Below are 18,024 nucleotides of genomic sequence, written 5' to 3'. Positions count from 1 at the left end.
AAGCTTATGAAATGAGGTTTTTTATGATAATAACACCTGAGTCCAGAATCTCTTTTGACCCAGTCAGTATTATAGTTGATGGAAAGCGCGTTTTCCCTATGATGGGAGAGATGCACTTTAGCAGATACCCAAAGAAATATTGGGAAGAAGAGCTCTGCAAGATGAAGGCTGGTGGAATCGACATCGTATCTCTTTATGTTATATGGATCCACCATGAAGAGATTCAGGGCGAGTTTGATTTCACTGGCGACAGATGCCTTAGAGATTTCCTTGCTACAGTCAAGAAATGCGGGCTTTATTCAATTCTTAGAATTGGCCCATGGGCCCACGGCGAAGCTAGAAACGGTGGCTTCCCAGACTGGCTCCTTTTAGATGCCAAGGATAAGGGCTATGAAGTGAGAACTGATGACCCAAGATACCTTGAGCATGTTAAGAAGTTTTATGAAAAGACCTATGAACAGGCAAAGGGCTTCTTTATCAAGGATGGCGGTCCTGTAATTGGTATTCAGATAGAAAATGAATATGGTCATGTTGGTGGCAAGAACGGCGAAGAGGGTGAGCAGCACATGCGAACTCTTAGAGACATGGCTCTTTCTATCGGATTTGATGCTCCGCTTTATACAGCAACTGGATGGGGCGGCGCTGTAACAGGCGGCATGCTTCCGGTTATGGGCGGATACTGCGAGGCTCCATGGGATCCTAGAACAACAGAGATCGAGCCAAGCGGAAATTACATTTTTACAAAAGAGAGAAATGACCATAATATTGGCTCTGACCATGGACTTGGAGCTGGTATTACATTTGATATGTCTAAGTTTCCATTCCTTACTGCTGAGCTTGGCGGCGGACTTCAGGTAACACATCACAGAAGACCTATCGCAACAGGACTTGATACAGCAGCTATGACTATGGTCAAGATGGGATCCGGGGCTAATCTTCTTGGTTACTACATGTACCATGGCGGAACTAATCCAAAGGGCAAACTTACAACTCTTCAGGAGACCAAAGAAACAGGATATCCTAACGATCTTCCTGCATATTCCTATGATTTTAATGCTCCACTTCGTGAGTACGGACAGATGGAGGATACTTACAGAGAAGTAAGGCTTATTTCCAGCTTTGTTCATGATTTTGGATCTGATATGTGTGACATGCCATATGTGGCTCAGCCAGGTAATCCACTTAAGCCAAATAACCTTACTGACATCAGAACATCAGTGAGATGCAAAAAGAGAAATCTCGCAGACGGAAGAGAGTGCTATTCCGGATATCTTTTTGTAAACAATTATCAGAGAAGATATAAGATGGCAGATCACAGCGATGTTGAGCTTACAGCATATGCAGATAATGGAGAAGTTATCTGCAAGTTCCCAAAAAGAGACCTTAAGGATGGCGATTTCTTCTTTTATCCATTTAACATGCCAATTGGCGATAAAGCTCTTTTAACAATTGATGCAACACCTGTTTGCAAGCTGGATAATTATGATGGAAAAGGCCATAGTGCTTACGTCTTTTACACTGATTCTGATGAAGATACAAAGAGCGACGTTCAGGGCGACCTTGATGGCAATATTATCGTGACTATCACCAGAAAAGAAGCTGTTCACTCAACCAAGGTGAACATTGGAGGCAGAGACTACCTTATCGTGTCTGACGGCGAAGCAGTTACAGCTGCTGATGGCAATGTGGAACTTTACTTTGAGATTGTGGATAAGTGCAGTATGAAGCCTATGTTTAGAGCATTTCCAACTCTTGAGCATACTCCTTCAAGCTTTAACAGGTTAAAAGAGGCTGGAAAAGTGGAAAACTTTGCTTCATCAGATGTTTTTGCAATTTACGAAGGTAAGAATGAGTATACAAATACTACTGTAGCTGCCTTTGAAGCAAAGGAAAGGTCAGAAGAGAGCTCAAAATATGAGATATCAGTATCTGACATGCCTGAAAACTCGAGCGAAGTATTCATTCACATTGATTACAAGGGCTGTGACGCAGAGATGTATAGAAATGGCGATATAATTGCTGATAATTTCTACACCGGACAGGAGTGGGAGATTGGACTTAAGAGATTTGTAGGTAGCCCAAAAGATGACTTTAGTGCAGAGATGAATATCAGACCTCTTAAAGAGGGAATGGCAATATATCTTCAGAACTGGCCTGAACTTAAAGATGGTGCTATCTGCGAAATTGACAAAATAAGTTCTCTTGCGCAGTTCAAAGAAGTTATTTCTTGATTTAACCTGTACTTTATATGTGGTAAAATAGTGTTGTTAGGACAATTGGTTTTAACAACACTTTTTTATTTTGAAGATCAAGGTAAATAAAATGTCAGATGGCGAAATGAAAATGACATACTCTGCGATTTTGAGGGACAAGGATGACAAAAAGATTGTCAGAGTCCAGTTCGAGAGACAAAATGGTACGACTTTAGAAGTTGCAGAGGGTGTTTTGCCTGAAGGTAGAATAATTAAACAGAATGGATATTCACCTGATGAGGTGAGAGGCTTGGAGAAATACTTGATGGACAATTCTGACGATATTATTGCCAGAGCTAAAATAATCAGTAATCCGCTTAAGTGGCTATAACTGATTCGAGCTGGAGAGTATTGATGCATTATAATATTTATTTTGATATTTGTGCGTTGTGCATCTTAATAACTATAGCATTGACCTCTTTGTCAAGGCGACGAGTTCCTGCCTATAGACAGAGAGTTTTTACATTGCTGTTTATGACAGTATTTCTTTCCACTGCGTTTGAACGTGTAGAGACTTATCTTCAGATCAATCCTATTGATGCTTCCTGGTACAATACTTTGGAAATGATCATGGGATCTTTGTTTTTCCTTGCACATTTAGGGTCTGCTTTTGCTTATCTTTTTTATATTATGTCAGTTCTTGACATCTATTATCCTGTTAGATCGCTCAAAGGTTTTTTACTGCTTAGATTAGGATATGCTATTGGCTTTTTTGCCATTATTATTAATTTCTTTTCTCCGATATTATTCTATTATTCATCTGATGGTGCTTATCACAGAGGAAGATTTCTTTATATCTTTTACGTTATTGCCAGTTACTATATCTTTTATGGTATAGTTCTTATCTTTAAATATAAGCACCTTATGAGGCTCAAGACTGCGGTTATCATTACTTCATATATTCTTCTTGTGTATGCAGGTATCATTTTGCAGTATTTATACCCTACATTTCTTATAGAGAACTTTTTTAACACTATCAGTATTACGTTTATCTTTATCACTCTTCAGAATCCAAGTGAGATGGTTGATGAGACTTTAAATATCTTAAATCGCAAAGCCTTCATGGAAGGGCTTGATCTCAAGACTAAGCGTAATAGCAAGCATAACACCATTTTTGTGACAATAGATAATGTCAGAGCAATTAGTTCAGAGATTGGCTACATGAAGGGGCTTGGCGTTTTGAAAAGAATTGCTAAATACCTCAAGAATGTTGGCTTCAAGGAATTTGGACTAACTACCTATACCTACAGATATTCAGAGTATGTCTTTGCTATAACTGTTCATTCTGATGATGAAGCAAAGGTTAAGGCTTTGATGTACAAGATATCTTACAGACTTCATGAACCCTGGAAACATGATGGAATGGCTATCAGAGTTTCTGGACATTGCTTCCTTATGAGCTATCCAAGGCACTATTTTAGCCCAGCAGAACTCATCACCAAGGTAGATCTTGTGACAGAGGATATTGCCGAGATTCACAGTCCTGTATTTGATATTGATAGCATCAATTTTATTCAGCTCAAAAAAGAAAGAGATTACGACAATCTCGCAAGAGACAATCTGGAAGCAAAGAAGATCGTCATCAAGTTCCAGCCATTTTTGTCCAAGATCTATAAGATCAATTACAACGCAGATGTAGTGGGATATTTGCGGGATGAAGTTGGAAATGAGATTGATATGAGAGGCCGTATTCCTGAGAGAACTGTGACACAGACCCTTATGGATGCGGATGAATATGTATTTAGACGTGCCTGCAGAGCTCTGGCTTTCTGGAATGCCGGAGATAAAAATGGTAAGTATAGAGCAGTTGTAGCGATGTCTCAGGGTGAGATCTCCAAAACGGACTTCGTAAAGAGGGTAAAGAGGATCCTTAGAGAAGAAAAGGCTGATGGAAGCTGGGTCAGTATTAAGCTTACAGAGACAACCCTTACTACCATGAATACTATAGCAGAAAGAAATATCAAGATGCTCAAGGATATTGGATGTTACATAATCGTTGATAAATTCGGAAGTGGTTATGGAGACCTTGAAAAGATATTGTCACTCCCTGTAATGCAGGTAAATATCGACTCTTCAGTTCTTAGGGCTGCTGCTGAATCAGAGGATATGAAAAAAGTGGCACAGGGCATAGTAAACCTTTTTCATGACATCAGTATCTTTGTATGCGCGACTGATATTATGACCAAGTATGACATGGAAATGGCAGAGAGTCTTGGATGTGATTATCTTATCGGAGACTATCTGTGCGCACCTATCAAGGATAGTTCTTACGTAAACTTTATTGATGCATATTTTGACGAGGGCTAAATATGGAATTCATAATCAATCCTCAACATTATACTGCGTGCTTTTCAGTTGCATCACTTATTTTGCTGGTGGTAATCCTGATCATCTATTTGGCTGAGGATTATTACTACGGAAAACAAAGTGCTATTTTTGGTGTGCTCATTTTTAATGGAATAGTAATGAATGTTATGGGACTATTGCATAATTTATGGTCCTTTGGTGAAGGAAGTGCTCTTGTTTCCTATGACACAAATTGCGCAGCTCAGATTATAGAGAGAATCTGTATTTATATCATGGCATATTACAGTATGGCCTATGTACTGGCTATTTTTCATATTGAACCACCTAATTTAAAAAGGAAACTGATATTAGTTCTTCCGGCAGCATATCCCTTAATGGTCATCGCTAGTGGATTTTTCTCGGATTTTTTCTATTCTTTTGATAGCAGAGGAGAACTTCAGTATCACTATCCTCAGGCAGGAACGATCAATCTTGGAATATGGCTCTATTTCATATTTGGAGCATATTTGCTTGTTAAATACGCCAAGACTCTTAGCACTGAGAAGCTTTTGGCAATCCTTATATATTATATGCTGATGTTTGCTGGCATTCCTGTAAGGATCCTGACTAAATCAAGCTCGATATTTGAATTTAATGTTTCTATCGCTATGCTTCTTTGTGTATACACTTTCCAGAATCCAAGTGAGTTTATGGACAGATTTTCTGGAACAGGCACCAGAAAGGCACTTGATTTCTCAATTTCTACGAATCTTTTGCAGAAAAAATCCTTTACCGTCCTGTTGGTCTACGTTGATAAGCTGGCTGTGATAATAGGAAGTGAGCAGCTGGAGGTTTCATCAGGCCTTTTAACGCAGCTTACAAGATACTTTAAGTCATTTATTGATGGCTCAAATGTTTTTTATATTGAAGACGGCAGCTATGCCCTTATTATTCCAGATGTGAGCGCGGATGATCCTGTTATAGGCAAGATATCTGATCAGGTCAAGAAAAGATTTAAAGATACTTGGGCATTTAAGGATGACCAGATCAAGCTCTTTGTGAGCACCTGTGCAATAAGCTTTCCTAATGAGATCGATTCGCTTGAGAGGTACAACGAGATAAGAGGCGTCATCAGAAAGGCTCTTGCTAGACTTAGCAGAGATATGATCAGAGTTACAGATCTTAATCTTAAGTATGTTGAGCATGACAAAAAGATAGATAACATCGTAAAGCATGCACTTGAAGATAAGCTCCTTGATGTTTATTATCAGCCGATCTATTGCCCTGAAAAAGGTAAATATACAACCTGTGAGGCACTGGTAAGACTTAAAGATCCGCAGCTTGGTTTTATCTCACCTGCTGTTTTTATGCCTGTTGCTGAGCGCAATGGAGCGGTTCTTGCTATAGACAATTTTGTTATCAACTCTGTCTGCAAGATGATCACATCAACTGGCATTTGTGACATGGGAATAGACTTCATTGAAGTTAATCTTTCAATTGTGGACTGCATTCAGACTAACATGGCAGACAACATTCTTGGTATTTTGCAAAAGCATGGAGTTGGCACTGACAAGATAAACTTTGAGCTCACAGAGACATGGGAAAAAGATATAACTACAGTAGTTGATGAAAATATTGATAAGCTCCTGAAGGCAGGAGTTAAGTTCTCTATGGACGATTTTGGAACAGGATATTCCAATATCGCCAGGATATCAAATCTTCCTGTTAATGTGTTCAAGCTTGATAAGAGTATCATTCAATCTGCCTTTGATTCTGAGACTTCATATATGGTCATGCTCAATATGATCAAGATCATAAAGTCCCTTGGAAAAGAAATAGTGGCTGAAGGTGCTGAGACAGAAGAACAGGCAAAACAGATCATGAAATTAGGATGTGATTACATCCAGGGATTCTATTATTCAAGACCTCTTCCCGCAGATAAGTTTGTTGAGTTTATCGCTGAACATAACAAGTAGGGAAAACGTTGCAAAGGCCTTGTATTAAGTGTACAATATTTCATGTTTATTTTTGCATATAGAAAGGGATTTTATGGCACTTATTAAGAAACCTGTTACCGGTATGAAGGATATTTTGCCTTCAGAGATGAAACTTAGAGATTACTGCATAGGTATTATCAAGAAGACTTATGCGGAATTTGGATTTACTTCTATTGAGACTCCTTGTGTTGAGTCACTTGCCAACCTTAATAGTAAGCAGGGCGGCGAAAATGAAAAGCTTATCTTCAAGGTTATGAAAAGAGGAGAGAAGCTTAATTTAGAGACTGCTAAAGAGGAAAATGATCTTACTGATTCAGGTCTTCGCTATGACCTTACAGTTCCTCTTGTTCGTTTTTATGCTAACCATGCCAATGAACTCCCATCACCATTCAAGGCACTTCAGATGGGAAATGTATGGAGAGCAGACAGACCTCAGAAGGGAAGATATCGTCAGTTCATGCAGTGCGATATTGATATTTTAGGCGAAGCTTCCAACCTTGCTGAGATAGAGCTTATTCTTGCTACAACAACAACTCTTGGAAGACTTGGCTTCAAGGACTTCAAGATCCGTATCAACGATCGTCAGATCCTTAAGGCAATGGCTGCATACAGCGGATTTGCTGAAGATGATTATGACAACGTATTCATCACACTTGATAAGATGGACAAGATCGGTATCGATGGCGTTGCGGAGGAACTTGAAAAGAGCGGATATGCCAAGGAGAGCATCGACAAGTATCTTGATCTTTTCAGAGCAGTAGAAGGTAAGAGTGGTGTTGATGGACTTAAGGTTATTGCTGAGAAGCTCGGAGATTTCCTTTCTTCAGAAGTTAATGAAGGACTTCAGGAGATCATCAGCAGCGTAGAGACTACTAAGTCAGCTCAGTTCGAAATGGTATTTGATCCTACACTTGTACGTGGAATGTCATATTATACAGGAACTATCTTTGAAGTTGCTATGCCACAGTACGGCGGAAGCTGCGGCGGTGGTGGACGTTACGACAAGATGGTCGGTAAGTTCCTTGGACAGGACACACCAGCCTGCGGATTCTCAATTGGATTTGAGCGTATCATCATGATCATGATGGATGAGGGCTTCAAGATTCCTGGAGAGAGCGACAAGGTGGCATATCTTATCGAGAAGGGTGTTAAGGGACAGAGATTGTCAGACATCATTGCAGAAGCTCAGAAAGAAAGAGCGGAAGGCAAGCAGGTACTTGTAGTACGTATGAATAAAAATAAAAAGTTCCAGAAGCAGCAGCTTTCTGAACAGGGATATGAGGAGACAAAGGAGTTTTATCTTAATCCTTTGAACTAATATAAACTAGAGAGGGAATAGACATGATAAGAAAAGGTTTTAAGATGAAATTGTATCCAGGAATGGCAAAAGAGTATGAGAAGCGTCACAACGAGCTTTGGCCTGAGATGCAGGAAATGATCCATGAACACGGGGGACACAATTACAGTATCTATTTAGACGAAGAGACTAATGTGTTGTATGGATATATCGAGATAGAAGATGAAGAGCTTTGGGCAAAGAGTGCTGATACTCCTATCAATCGCAAATGGTGGGATTTTATGGCAGATATTATGGATACCAATCCAGATAACAGCCCTGTGGCTGTAGATCTTCATCCAGTATTTCACTTGGATTAAGAGTTTTCTTATAGGAGGAAATTGTGGACACACACGCGATACGGCTCGCTATATTGATCGTACTTGTATTTTTATCAGCATTCTTTTCATCTGCTGAGACAGCCTTTATGACAGTCAATAAGGTCAAGATGAGAGCTATGCTTGACGATGGCAAAAAAGGCGCTGGTACAGTACTTAATATATGCGAGGACACACAGAAACTTCTTTCTGCGATACTTATTGGCAATAATATTGTCAATCTTAGTGCTTCTGCACTTATGACAGTATATGTGACAGATGTTTTTGGAAGTAAACTCATTGGTGTAGGTACAGGAATACTGACACTTGTTGTTCTTATTTTTGGTGAGATCATACCAAAGACTATAGCAACAGCTTATGCTGAGAATTTGTCTTTGTGGTATGCGCCACTAATCGTAGCTATCATGTATATCATGATGCCGTTTAGCTTTATAATAAACGGAATTGCTACTATCATCCTTAAGATCATAAGAGTAGATACTAATAACAAGCAGTCCATGACTGAGACAGAACTCAAGACCTACGTGGATGTAAGCCATGAAGACGGCGTCATCGAAAGTGGTGAAAAGCAGATCATCTACAATGTCTTTGATTTTAGTGATGCTCTTGCCAAAGATATCATGATCCCAAGGATAGATATGAGCTGTGTTAGCTCAGATGCCGATTACAACGAGGTCATGAAAGTCTTCAAAGAAGACATGTACACCAGAATTCCGGTGTATGAAGGCAATGAACAGGACAATATAATAGGCCTTATCAATGTAAAAGACCTTATTCTTGTTGAAGATAAAGAAAACTTCAAGATAAAGGACTACATCAGAAAAGCTTATTATACCTATGAGTTTAAAAAGACAGCTGATCTTCTCATGGAAATGAGAGAAAAGACCCAGAACGTAGCATTTGTTTTATCTGAGTATGGCGCTACTGTGGGAATGATCACCTTGGAAGATCTCTTGGAAGAGATCGTTGGCGAGATCAGAGATGAGTATGATCTTGATGAAGCTGAGCTCATCAAGAACGTAGGTGGAAAGAGATATCTTGTTGAGGGCAATATGAAGCTTGACGATATCAACAATGCCCTTGGAACAGATCTTGATTCTGAGGACTATGACTCCATAGGCGGACTTATGATCGAAAACCTTGACAGACTCCCTGGAAACGGTGAGACAGTGACGCTGGATAACGGTATTACGCTTACTGCAAGAGGCGTTAAGAGGAACAGGATCACTAAAGTCCTCATGACAGTCAACACGCCTATGGAAACCGAAGAAAAAGAAACACTTTAATCTTTTTACAAAATATGTTATACTAGGACGATGTAAAAAACTCGAAAGTGGAAAATTAGTTATCATTTTCAAGTAGGAGGCAATTATGAAGCACGTAAAGTCATTAGTTACAAGAAATCTTAAAGAGTCAATGAAGAAGGGCGGATGCGGTGAGTGCCAGACATCATGCCAGTCTGCTTGCAAGACATCTTGCACAGTAGGTAACCAGAGCTGCGAGCAGCTTAGCAAGTAATTCTTGATATTTAGGAAAATGTAATTATTTCGGGCAGCGGCCGAGGTCGCTGCCTGCTTTGTGTAAAACTTGTTTAGGAGATTTTATGATTCACGCTTATAAGAACAACGGTTACAACATTGTTCTAGATGTTAACAGCGGGTCAGTTCACGTAGTTGATGATGTTGTTTTTGATCTAGTTAGTTTTGTTGAGGACAAGCTCAGTGGCAAGTATGGCAGTGCTGCAGCCGCTGATGACGAACAGGAAGTTAAAAAAGAAGATTTAGAATGGCTCTCTAAGGAAGCTCTTTCCTTAGATGGTGTTTCTGATAAATATTCTCAGGAAGAGATCCATGAAGCAGTTGAGGAACTTTTAGAGCTTCGTGTGGCACAGGTTCTTTATACAGATGATGTATACGAGAACTATGTTGATGATTTCCAGAACAGAGAGACTGTAGTCAAGGCTCTCTGCCTCAATATCGCACATGATTGTAATCTCAGATGTAAATATTGTTTTGCTGATGAGGGTGAGTACCATGGTAGAAGAGCTCTCATGAGTGAAGAAGTTGGTAAGAAAGCTCTTGATTTCCTTGTTGCTAATTCGGGAAATCGTAGAAACTTAGAGGTTGACTTCTTTGGCGGCGAGCCACTTATGAACTGGGAAGTAGTCAAGAAGATCGTTGAGTATGGTCGTTCAATTGAGAAGGAGCATAACAAAAACTTCCGTTTCACAATTACTACAAACGGAACTCTTTTAAATGATGAGATTCTAGAATATGTTAATAAAGAGATGGGTAACATCGTTCTTTCCATCGATGGACGTAAGGAAGTTCATGATTTCATGCGTCCTAGACGTGGCGGACAGGGTAGCTATGATGATATAGTTGCCAAGTTCCAGAAGGTTGCTGAGAGCAGACATCAGCTCAGATACTTTGTAAGAGGAACCTTTACTCACAATAACCTTGATTTCTCTGAAGATGTCAAGCATCTTGCTGATCTTGGATTCAAGCAGATCTCTGTAGAGCCTGTAGTAGCCAAGCCAGAAGATTGGTACTCTCTTAAGGATGAGGACATTCCAAAGCTTTGCGAGGAATATGATAAGCTTGCTAAGTTATATCTTGAAAGACAGAAAGAGGGAAGAGGATTTAACTTCTTCCATTTCAACATCGACCTTGAAGGTGGTCCTTGTGTAGCCAAGAGGCTTTCTGGATGTGGATCAGGATGTGAGTATCTTGGTGTTACACCTTGGGGAGACCTTTATCCTTGTCATCAGTTTGTTGGTAATGAAGATTTTATTATGGGTAATGTATACGAAGGTATTACCAGAAACGATATCAGGGAGATGTTCAAAAAGAGTAATGTATACTCAAGACCTGAGTGTGAGAAATGCTTTGCCAGATATTATTGTAGCGGTGGTTGTGCTGCAAATGCCTATAATTTTAACGGCGATATCAATACGACATATAAGCACGGATGTGAGCTTCAGAGAAAGCGAATCGAATGTGCGATTATGATAAAAGCGGCTATGGCCGAAGAAGCTTAATGTAACGGGAGGATATATCAATGAAAAAGCTAAAATCATTTTTAGCTCTCATCGTAGTCCTTTTACTGCTTGGGGGAGTTGGTTATTCAGCAGTTTACGGACTTGGTGCGGACAAGTCAGGATCTTTATCAAGTATCAACCTTGGTCTTGACCTTGCAGGTGGTGTAAGTATCACCTATGAAGTATCAGGAGAAGAGAATCCTGATAAAGAGGATATGAGCGATACAATCTACAAGCTCCAGCAGCGTGTAGAGCAGTATAGCACAGAAGCCTTAGTATATCAGGAAGGTTCAAATAGAATTAACATCGAGATTCCTGGCGTATCAGATGCAAACAAGATACTTGAGGAACTCGGACAGCCTGGTAACCTTTATTTTATCGCTCAGACAGACAGCAAAGGCAATCAGAACTATTCATATCACTATGGAGTCAATGCTGATGGCACTATGGAAGTAGACGAGGACGGTAACCTCCTTATGGGTTATGTTCTTGATAAATCTTTGGAAGACCTTCAGGCAGATGGTTCAATTGTTCTTACAGGTGATCAGGTAGCTAGTTCACAGGCTGCTTCACAGCAGGATTCTTATGGTGCTCAGGAGCCAGTAGTTTCTCTTGAGTTTACAGAAGAAGGTGCTAAGGCATTTGCTGATGCAACAGCTAAGGCATATGCTGCTGGTGAGACAATTGGTATCTACTATGACGGCCACTTCATCAGTGTTCCTCGTGTTCAGGCAGAGATTACAGATGGTAAGGCTGTTATCACAGGTCAGAGCACATATGAAGAAGCTCAGAACCTTGCTTCACTTATAAGAATCGGTGGACTTAAGCTTCAGCTCACAGAACTTCGTTCTAGTGTGGTTGGTGCCCAGCTCGGATCAGATGCTATTAAGACCTCACTTATTGCAGCAGCAGTAGGATTTGTTCTTATCGCAATTTTCATGATCGTGTTCTTTAGATTACTTGGTTTTTCAGCAACACTTGCTCTTGCATTCTACTGCGGACTTATAGTGTTCCTACTCTCAGCATTTGAGATGACACTTACACTCCCTGGTATTGCAGGTATCATCCTTTCAATTGGTATGGCGGTTGATGCTAATGTGCTTGTATTCTCCAGAATCAAAGAGGAACTTGCAGCTGGTAAGTCTGTTGATGAAGCTAGAAAGAACGGATATAACAAAGCACTTTCATCAATCCTTGATGGTAACATCACAACTCTTATCGTAGCAGTTGTTCTTAAGATTGGCGGAACTGGTTCTGTCAAGGGATTTGCTGAAACACTTATCCTTGGTATCATCCTTTCAATGTTCACAGCTCTCGTAGTTACAAGGGTTATTACTTCTATCCTCTACGGACTTGGATTTGAGAATGTGGCATTCTATGGAAAGGCTAAGAAGATCGAGACTATCAATTTTGTTTCAAAGAGAAAGATCTTCTATGCGATTTCTGTTTTTATAATTGTAGTTGGTATTGCTACAATGGGAATCAATTCTGCAAAGGGTATTGGCGCATTCAATTACAGCCTTGATTTCATTGGTGGTACATCTTCAACAGTTACTTTTGACAAAGATTACACTCGTGAAGAGATTGAAAATACAATTGTTCCTGATATCAAGAAAGCAGCTGAAGTAAGCGAAGTTCAGTTTAACGAAGTTGCAGGAACAAATCAGGTAGTATTTAAGACAACTACTCTCAACATTTCACAGAGAGAAGCTGTAGAAAAAATGTTTGAAAATAACTATGGTGTAACAGCTGAAAACATTGCTGCTGAGACCATCAGCTCAACAATTTCAGGTGAGATGAGAGGCGCAGCTGTCAAAGCTCTTATCGTAGCACTTGTACTTATGCTTATCTACATCTGGGTAAGATTCAAGGACATCAAGTTTGGTGCTGCAGCTATCATCGCTCTTGCACATGATGCACTTGTAGTTATCACAGCTTATGCACTTATTAGATACCTTTCAGTAGGTAGCACATTCATTGCTGTAGTACTTACAATCATCGGTTACTCAATCAACGATACAATCGTTACATTCGACCGTATCCGTGAGAACCTTCATGATGCTACTAACAGAAGAGAAACAGCAGATCTTGTTAACAGATCAGTGTCACAGACAATTACACGAAGCTTGTTCACATCTGCTACAACATTCTTCACAGTACTTGCACTTTTCATCTTTGGTGTTGCTGATATCAAAGCATTTGCACTTCCTCTTATGGTTGGTGTTATCTGCGGAACATATTCATCAATCTTCATCGCATCACCAATCTGGTACGACCTTAAGACAAAGTTCAAGAAGAAGGCTTGAAGTACTGATGGCGGACAGTTTCTGAAACCGGACGCATGAACGGCATTATTTTTTATTGTTCGCTTAGTAGTATTTTTTGTAGGATACATTAAAAATTCAAATAACCCTAGTAGATTTATTTCACATTCGTTCAGAACGTAGATCTACTAGGGTTATTTTCATGTTATGTATCTACTACAAAAAATAAAACGCTCAAATTAAAATAATGCTAGTTCATGCTATCTGCTATTTAGGAAAGACTAAAAAGCTTTCTATGACATTGATAATACCAATATAGTAATATTTGCGCAGTTAGTATCACAGCGCTGAGTATAAATGATATCAAATCTTAAATAAAAGATATATTGGTATTATTGATATTTGATTCGTTAATGCTAAGTTGGAGAAAAATATGAAAATGGTATTACAAGATATTCACTCGGAGGTACCAAGTAGAAGGAAAAAATGAAAATGGTATTACAAGAATTAAGTCTAGTGGTACTAAGTAGAAGAAAAATATGAAAATAGTATTACAAGAATTTAGTCTAGTGGTACTAAGTAGAGGAAAAATATGAAAATGGTATCATCTAAAATTTGCAAAGTAATACTAAGCAGAAGAAAAATATAAAAATGGTATCATCTAAAAATAGCCTAGTAATACCAAAAAGAAGATAAAATATAGAAAAGTATCATCGACAATTAATAGAGTCATGTTAAACATTAGCAAAATAGTTGGAATGGTATTATTCTTGTTTGATTCGTTCAATACTTCCTATATTTTCTAAATAACTGCCAATATGACAAGAGTAAAAATTCAGCCTGAGGGATTTATTTTTTGCAGTAATTGCGTAATCTGTTCGTTTTCAACACTTATGAACTGCAAAAAATATCGGAGCGAAGGATGAATCTTTCCTCTTGTAATATGTCAGGTACCAAGAACTATCGGGAAAAATATGGTATTATATCAAGTGAGTGTTCGCACATTATACATAGAAGAACACAATTTTTTTTATATAAGGATTTAGGTAATTATGGCAAAATGGATGATAGCAAATAAGAAAGCTGATTTTGATGGGATTGCAAAGGAATTTGGGATCACAAATATTACAGCAAGGCTTATTGCTAACAGGCTTATAGATAGTAGAGAAAATGAGAACCAGAAGTGTAATACTCAGACTGTTGATGAGTATCTTCACGGAGATGTTTCCATGCTCCATGATCCAGCTGGAATGGCGGATATGGAAAAGGGAGCAAGGATCATGCTTGAGAGGATCAAGGCTGGTGACAAGATAAGAGTAATAGGAGACTATGATGTCGATGGGATCTGTTCGTCATATATCTTGGTTTCAGGACTTTCTCTTATGGGAGCAACAGTAGATTGTGTCCTTCCTGATAGAATCAAGGATGGCTATGGACTTAGTATCAAGCTTGTAGATGATGCTCTTGCAGATGGCATTGATACTATCATTACATGTGACAATGGAATTGCTGCTTATGATCAGGCTCAGCATGCCAAGGATAATGGCATGACTATTGTTGTTACAGACCATCATGAGGTTCCAAAGGATGGAGACAAAGAGATCCTTCCTCCTGCAGACGCAGTAATAGATCCAAAGAGACAGGATGGAACTTATCCATTTAAAGAGATCTGCGGAGCAGTAGTAGCTTACAAATTCCTTCAGGTCATGGCAGGTCTTTTAGATGACAAAAAAGATGAATTTAAAGCTTTTTTTGATGAGAAGATCATTTTTGCAGGAATTGCTACTGTATGCGATGTAATGGAGCTTAGAGACGAAAATAGGATCATTGTGAAGGAATCCCTAAAAAGAATTCCTTATACATCAAATAAGGGCTTAAAAGCGCTTATAAACGTAAATGGTCTTAATGCTCATGAGATGTCTAGTTTTCACTATGGATTTGTCATTGGACCATGCCTTAATGCGACAGGAAGACTTGATCTTGCTACAAGGGCACTTTCACTATTTACCTGCGAGGATGAGGCAGAGGCTGCCAAGATAGCAGGAGATCTTAAGGCTATGAATGACGACCGCAAGGACCTCACCAAGAAAGGCGTTGACGAAGCCATAGAAATGGTTGAGGAACAGAGCCAGAAAGGAAATCTTCCAAAGGTCATCGTTTTGTACCTTCCAAAGGTTCATGAATCTATAGCAGGTATCATTGCTGGTAAGGTAAAAGAGAAATATTACAGACCTACGATCATCTTAACCAGGGCTTTAGATGGCGGTGCCAAGGGATCAGGAAGATCAATTGAGAGCTACGACATGTTTGAGCATTTATCTGCGTGCAAAGAGCTCTTTACAAAATTTGGCGGACACAAGATGGCTGCCGGACTTTCGCTTCCTGAGGAAAATATCGAGATATTAAGAAAAAGACTTAATGATGAATGTGAACTAAAGCCTGAAGACTTTCAGGAAATAGTTCATCTTGATATGGTAATGCCTCTTAAATACGCTACTATGGATCTTGTTAGAGAGTTTAAATATCTTGAACCTTTTGGAACAGGAAACTCCAAGCCAAGCTTTGCACAAAGAGATGTTTATCTGTTATCCGGAAGGATACTTGGAAAGAACAGGAACTGCGGCAAATACAAAGTGTCAGACGGAACTGGTAAGATCCTTGATATGATGTATTTTGGTGATATGGATAAATGGCATGGATTCCTTACTGAGAAATATGGTCAGGATGGACTTGATGAACTATATGCCGGAACTGCAGAAAATATGAAGGTTAATATAGCATATTATCCAGATATCAATAGTTATCAGGGAAGGGATAGCATTCAGATAATAATGAATGATTTTGTGTAAAAAAAATACCCCTAAAACCACAAAAACACACGCGAAGCGTGTGTCTGCGGTTTCTTATGAGGGGGAGATTGTGAGCTATTGCTCACATCTATACGTATATATTACTGCAAAATTGTGAATAAAATGTGACGAAAAAATAAAAAATGGAGAGGTTGTTATGAAACTAAGTAATTTACTGGAAAAACTGGAATTTGAGGTTACTAGAGGGAATTCTGGAGAGAGGATCGATCCAGAAGTTGTCGAAATAAAGGACGTAGTTAACGACAACAGAAAGATTTCTGAAGGATCTCTTTTCATCTGCATCAAGGGTGCAAATTTTGATGGACATAGCTGCGCAAAAGAAGCTGCTGAAAAGAAAGCTGCAGCAATCGTTGTAAGCCAGGATGTGGAGCTTCCAGAAGGCTCTGATATTGCAGTAATAAGAGTAAAGGATACCAGATATGCAATGGCTTTTATCTCTGCTGCGTATTTCGGTAATCCGGCAAGCAAGCTCAAGACTATAGGTATCACAGGAACAAAGGGTAAGACAACAACAACTTACCTTATCAGAAACATGCTTGAAAATGCGGGACACAAGGTTGGTCTTATTGGAACTATCGAAGTTATCATTGGTGATGAGCACATACATGCAGAGAATACAACACCTGAGTCATTTGCACTTCAGGAATATATGGCCAAGATGGTTGAAGCTGGATGCGATAGCGTAGTAATGGAAGTATCATCTCAGGGACTCATGCTTCACAGAACTCAGGGATTTACTTTTGATATAGGTATCTTCACAAATATTGAGCCAGATCACATTGGACCAAACGAGCATGCTGATTTTGAAGACTATATGCATTGCAAGAGCCTTCTATTTAAGCAGTGTAAGGTTGGTATCTTAAACGGTGATGATGTTCATGTTGATGATATCTTAGAAGGACACACCTGTAAGGTTCAGACCTACGGATTTAATGAGGACTGCGATCTTAGAGCGATAAACCTTGCATATATCCACAAGCCCGGTGAACTTGGCGTGTTCTTCGATACTGATGGATTCCTTAACATGCATGCAGAGATCAAGACACCAGGAAAATTCAGTGTATACAACGCTCTTTGCGCTATTGCTGTTGCACATAATCTTGGATGCACACCAGAAGAGATTGCACCTGCACTTAAAGAGGCTAAGGTCAAAGGAAGAATTGAGATGGTCAAGGTGTCTGATGATTTCACACTTATGATCGATTATGCTCATAATGCAATGGCCCTTAAGAGCCTTCTTACAACACTTCGCGATTATCATCCAAACAGACTTATCTGTCTCTTTGGTTGCGGCGGAAACAGAAGTAAGCTCAGACGTTTTGAGATGGGTGAAGTAAGTGGAAGATATGCTGATGTTACTATCATCACATCTGACAATCCTCGTTTTGAGGAGCCAGAGGATATCATAAATGATATTGAGACTGGCATGAAAAAGACAGATGGTAAGTACATCAAGATCACAGATAGAAAAGAAGCTATAGCTTACGCCATTGATCACGGCGAGCAGGGGGATATCATCGTGCTTGCAGGTAAAGGCCATGAGGACTATCAGGAGATCAAGGGCGTAAAGTATCACATGGATGAACGTGAACTTATCCAGGAGATTCTCGACGAGAGAAAGTAAATCATTGTAAACTATAT

The 18,024-nt window shown here is 39.4% G+C and carries 12 protein-coding genes; all 12 read left to right on the top strand.

Features of this window, described 5'->3' with window-relative positions:
• The first annotated feature begins 23 nt into the window (after positions 1–23).
• The 12 genes from BUA02_RS00825 (at position 24) to BUA02_RS00770 (ending at position 18,007) form a co-directional block, all read left to right on the top strand.
• Positions 24–2,231, top strand: a complete 2,208-nt coding sequence (locus BUA02_RS00825; protein ID WP_072700210.1) for a beta-galactosidase — start codon at positions 24–26, stop codon at positions 2,229–2,231.
• Between the two features lie 106 nt (positions 2,232–2,337).
• Positions 2,338–2,583, top strand: coding sequence for a hypothetical protein (locus tag BUA02_RS00820; RefSeq protein ID WP_242946451.1), 246 nt, complete (start codon positions 2,338–2,340; stop codon positions 2,581–2,583).
• A gap of 23 nt (positions 2,584–2,606) precedes the next feature.
• Complete coding sequence (locus tag BUA02_RS00815; protein ID WP_083572585.1) at positions 2,607–4,559, top strand: EAL domain-containing protein; 1,953 nt, start codon at positions 2,607–2,609, stop codon at positions 4,557–4,559.
• Positions 4,560–4,561: 2 nt separating this feature from the next.
• Complete coding sequence (locus BUA02_RS00810) at positions 4,562–6,514, top strand: EAL domain-containing protein (protein WP_072700204.1); 1,953 nt, start codon at positions 4,562–4,564, stop codon at positions 6,512–6,514.
• 73 nt (positions 6,515–6,587) lie between these two features.
• Complete coding sequence (gene hisS, locus BUA02_RS00805; RefSeq protein WP_071176507.1) at positions 6,588–7,853, top strand: histidine--tRNA ligase; 1,266 nt, start codon at positions 6,588–6,590, stop codon at positions 7,851–7,853.
• Positions 7,854–7,876: 23 nt separating this feature from the next.
• Complete coding sequence (rhaM, locus tag BUA02_RS00800; protein WP_071176506.1) at positions 7,877–8,191, top strand: L-rhamnose mutarotase; 315 nt, start codon at positions 7,877–7,879, stop codon at positions 8,189–8,191.
• Between the two features lie 23 nt (positions 8,192–8,214).
• Positions 8,215–9,495 carry an HlyC/CorC family transporter gene (locus BUA02_RS00795; protein ID WP_072700202.1) on the top strand — a complete coding sequence of 427 codons (1,281 nt, stop codon included), beginning with the start codon at positions 8,215–8,217 and terminating at the stop codon, positions 9,493–9,495.
• 85 nt (positions 9,496–9,580) lie between these two features.
• Entirely contained in the window at positions 9,581–9,727 is a 147-nt protein-coding gene (gene scfA, locus BUA02_RS00790; RefSeq protein ID WP_013281386.1) for a six-cysteine ranthipeptide SCIFF, read from the top strand.
• 85 nt (positions 9,728–9,812) lie between these two features.
• Positions 9,813–11,249, top strand: coding sequence for a thioether cross-link-forming SCIFF peptide maturase (gene scfB, locus BUA02_RS00785; protein WP_072700200.1), 1,437 nt, complete (start codon positions 9,813–9,815; stop codon positions 11,247–11,249).
• A 20-nt stretch (positions 11,250–11,269) separates the two neighbouring features.
• Positions 11,270–13,555 (top strand): protein translocase subunit SecDF, encoded by a 2,286-nt coding sequence (locus BUA02_RS00780; RefSeq protein ID WP_072700198.1) that lies wholly within the window; start codon positions 11,270–11,272, stop codon positions 13,553–13,555.
• A gap of 1,010 nt (positions 13,556–14,565) precedes the next feature.
• On the top strand, positions 14,566–16,362 hold the full coding sequence (gene recJ / locus BUA02_RS00775) for a single-stranded-DNA-specific exonuclease RecJ (protein WP_072700196.1): 1,797 nt from the start codon (positions 14,566–14,568) through the stop codon (positions 16,360–16,362).
• Between the two features lie 157 nt (positions 16,363–16,519).
• Positions 16,520–18,007, top strand: coding sequence for a UDP-N-acetylmuramoyl-L-alanyl-D-glutamate--2,6-diaminopimelate ligase (locus tag BUA02_RS00770; protein ID WP_072700194.1), 1,488 nt, complete (start codon positions 16,520–16,522; stop codon positions 18,005–18,007).
• Positions 18,008–18,024: the final 17 nt, after the last annotated feature.

It is taken from the genome of Butyrivibrio hungatei DSM 14810, assembly GCF_900143205.1.
GTDB classification, from domain to species: Bacteria; Bacillota; Clostridia; order Lachnospirales; family Lachnospiraceae; genus Butyrivibrio; species Butyrivibrio hungatei.
Note: the sequence above shows the minus strand (reverse complement) of the source record. Positions and strands in the feature narration are given on the sequence as shown.

What these genes read in the sequence shown, in the direction of transcription:
- BUA02_RS00825 (WP_072700210.1), top strand. Translation starts at nt 24, where the DNA reads ATGATAATAACACCTGAGTCCAGAATCTCTTTTGACCCAGTCAGTATT.
- BUA02_RS00820 (WP_242946451.1), top strand. Translation starts at nt 2,338, where the DNA reads ATGAAAATGACATACTCTGCGATTTTGAGGGACAAGGATGACAAAAAG.
- BUA02_RS00815 (WP_083572585.1), top strand. Translation starts at nt 2,607, where the DNA reads ATGCATTATAATATTTATTTTGATATTTGTGCGTTGTGCATCTTAATA.
- BUA02_RS00810 (WP_072700204.1), top strand. Translation starts at nt 4,562, where the DNA reads ATGGAATTCATAATCAATCCTCAACATTATACTGCGTGCTTTTCAGTT.
- hisS (WP_071176507.1), top strand. Translation starts at nt 6,588, where the DNA reads ATGGCACTTATTAAGAAACCTGTTACCGGTATGAAGGATATTTTGCCT.
- rhaM (WP_071176506.1), top strand. Translation starts at nt 7,877, where the DNA reads ATGATAAGAAAAGGTTTTAAGATGAAATTGTATCCAGGAATGGCAAAA.
- scfA (WP_013281386.1), top strand. Translation starts at nt 9,581, where the DNA reads ATGAAGCACGTAAAGTCATTAGTTACAAGAAATCTTAAAGAGTCAATG.
- scfB (WP_072700200.1), top strand. Translation starts at nt 9,813, where the DNA reads ATGATTCACGCTTATAAGAACAACGGTTACAACATTGTTCTAGATGTT.
- BUA02_RS00780 (WP_072700198.1), top strand. Translation starts at nt 11,270, where the DNA reads ATGAAAAAGCTAAAATCATTTTTAGCTCTCATCGTAGTCCTTTTACTG.
- recJ (WP_072700196.1), top strand. Translation starts at nt 14,566, where the DNA reads ATGGCAAAATGGATGATAGCAAATAAGAAAGCTGATTTTGATGGGATT.
- BUA02_RS00770 (WP_072700194.1), top strand. Translation starts at nt 16,520, where the DNA reads ATGAAACTAAGTAATTTACTGGAAAAACTGGAATTTGAGGTTACTAGA.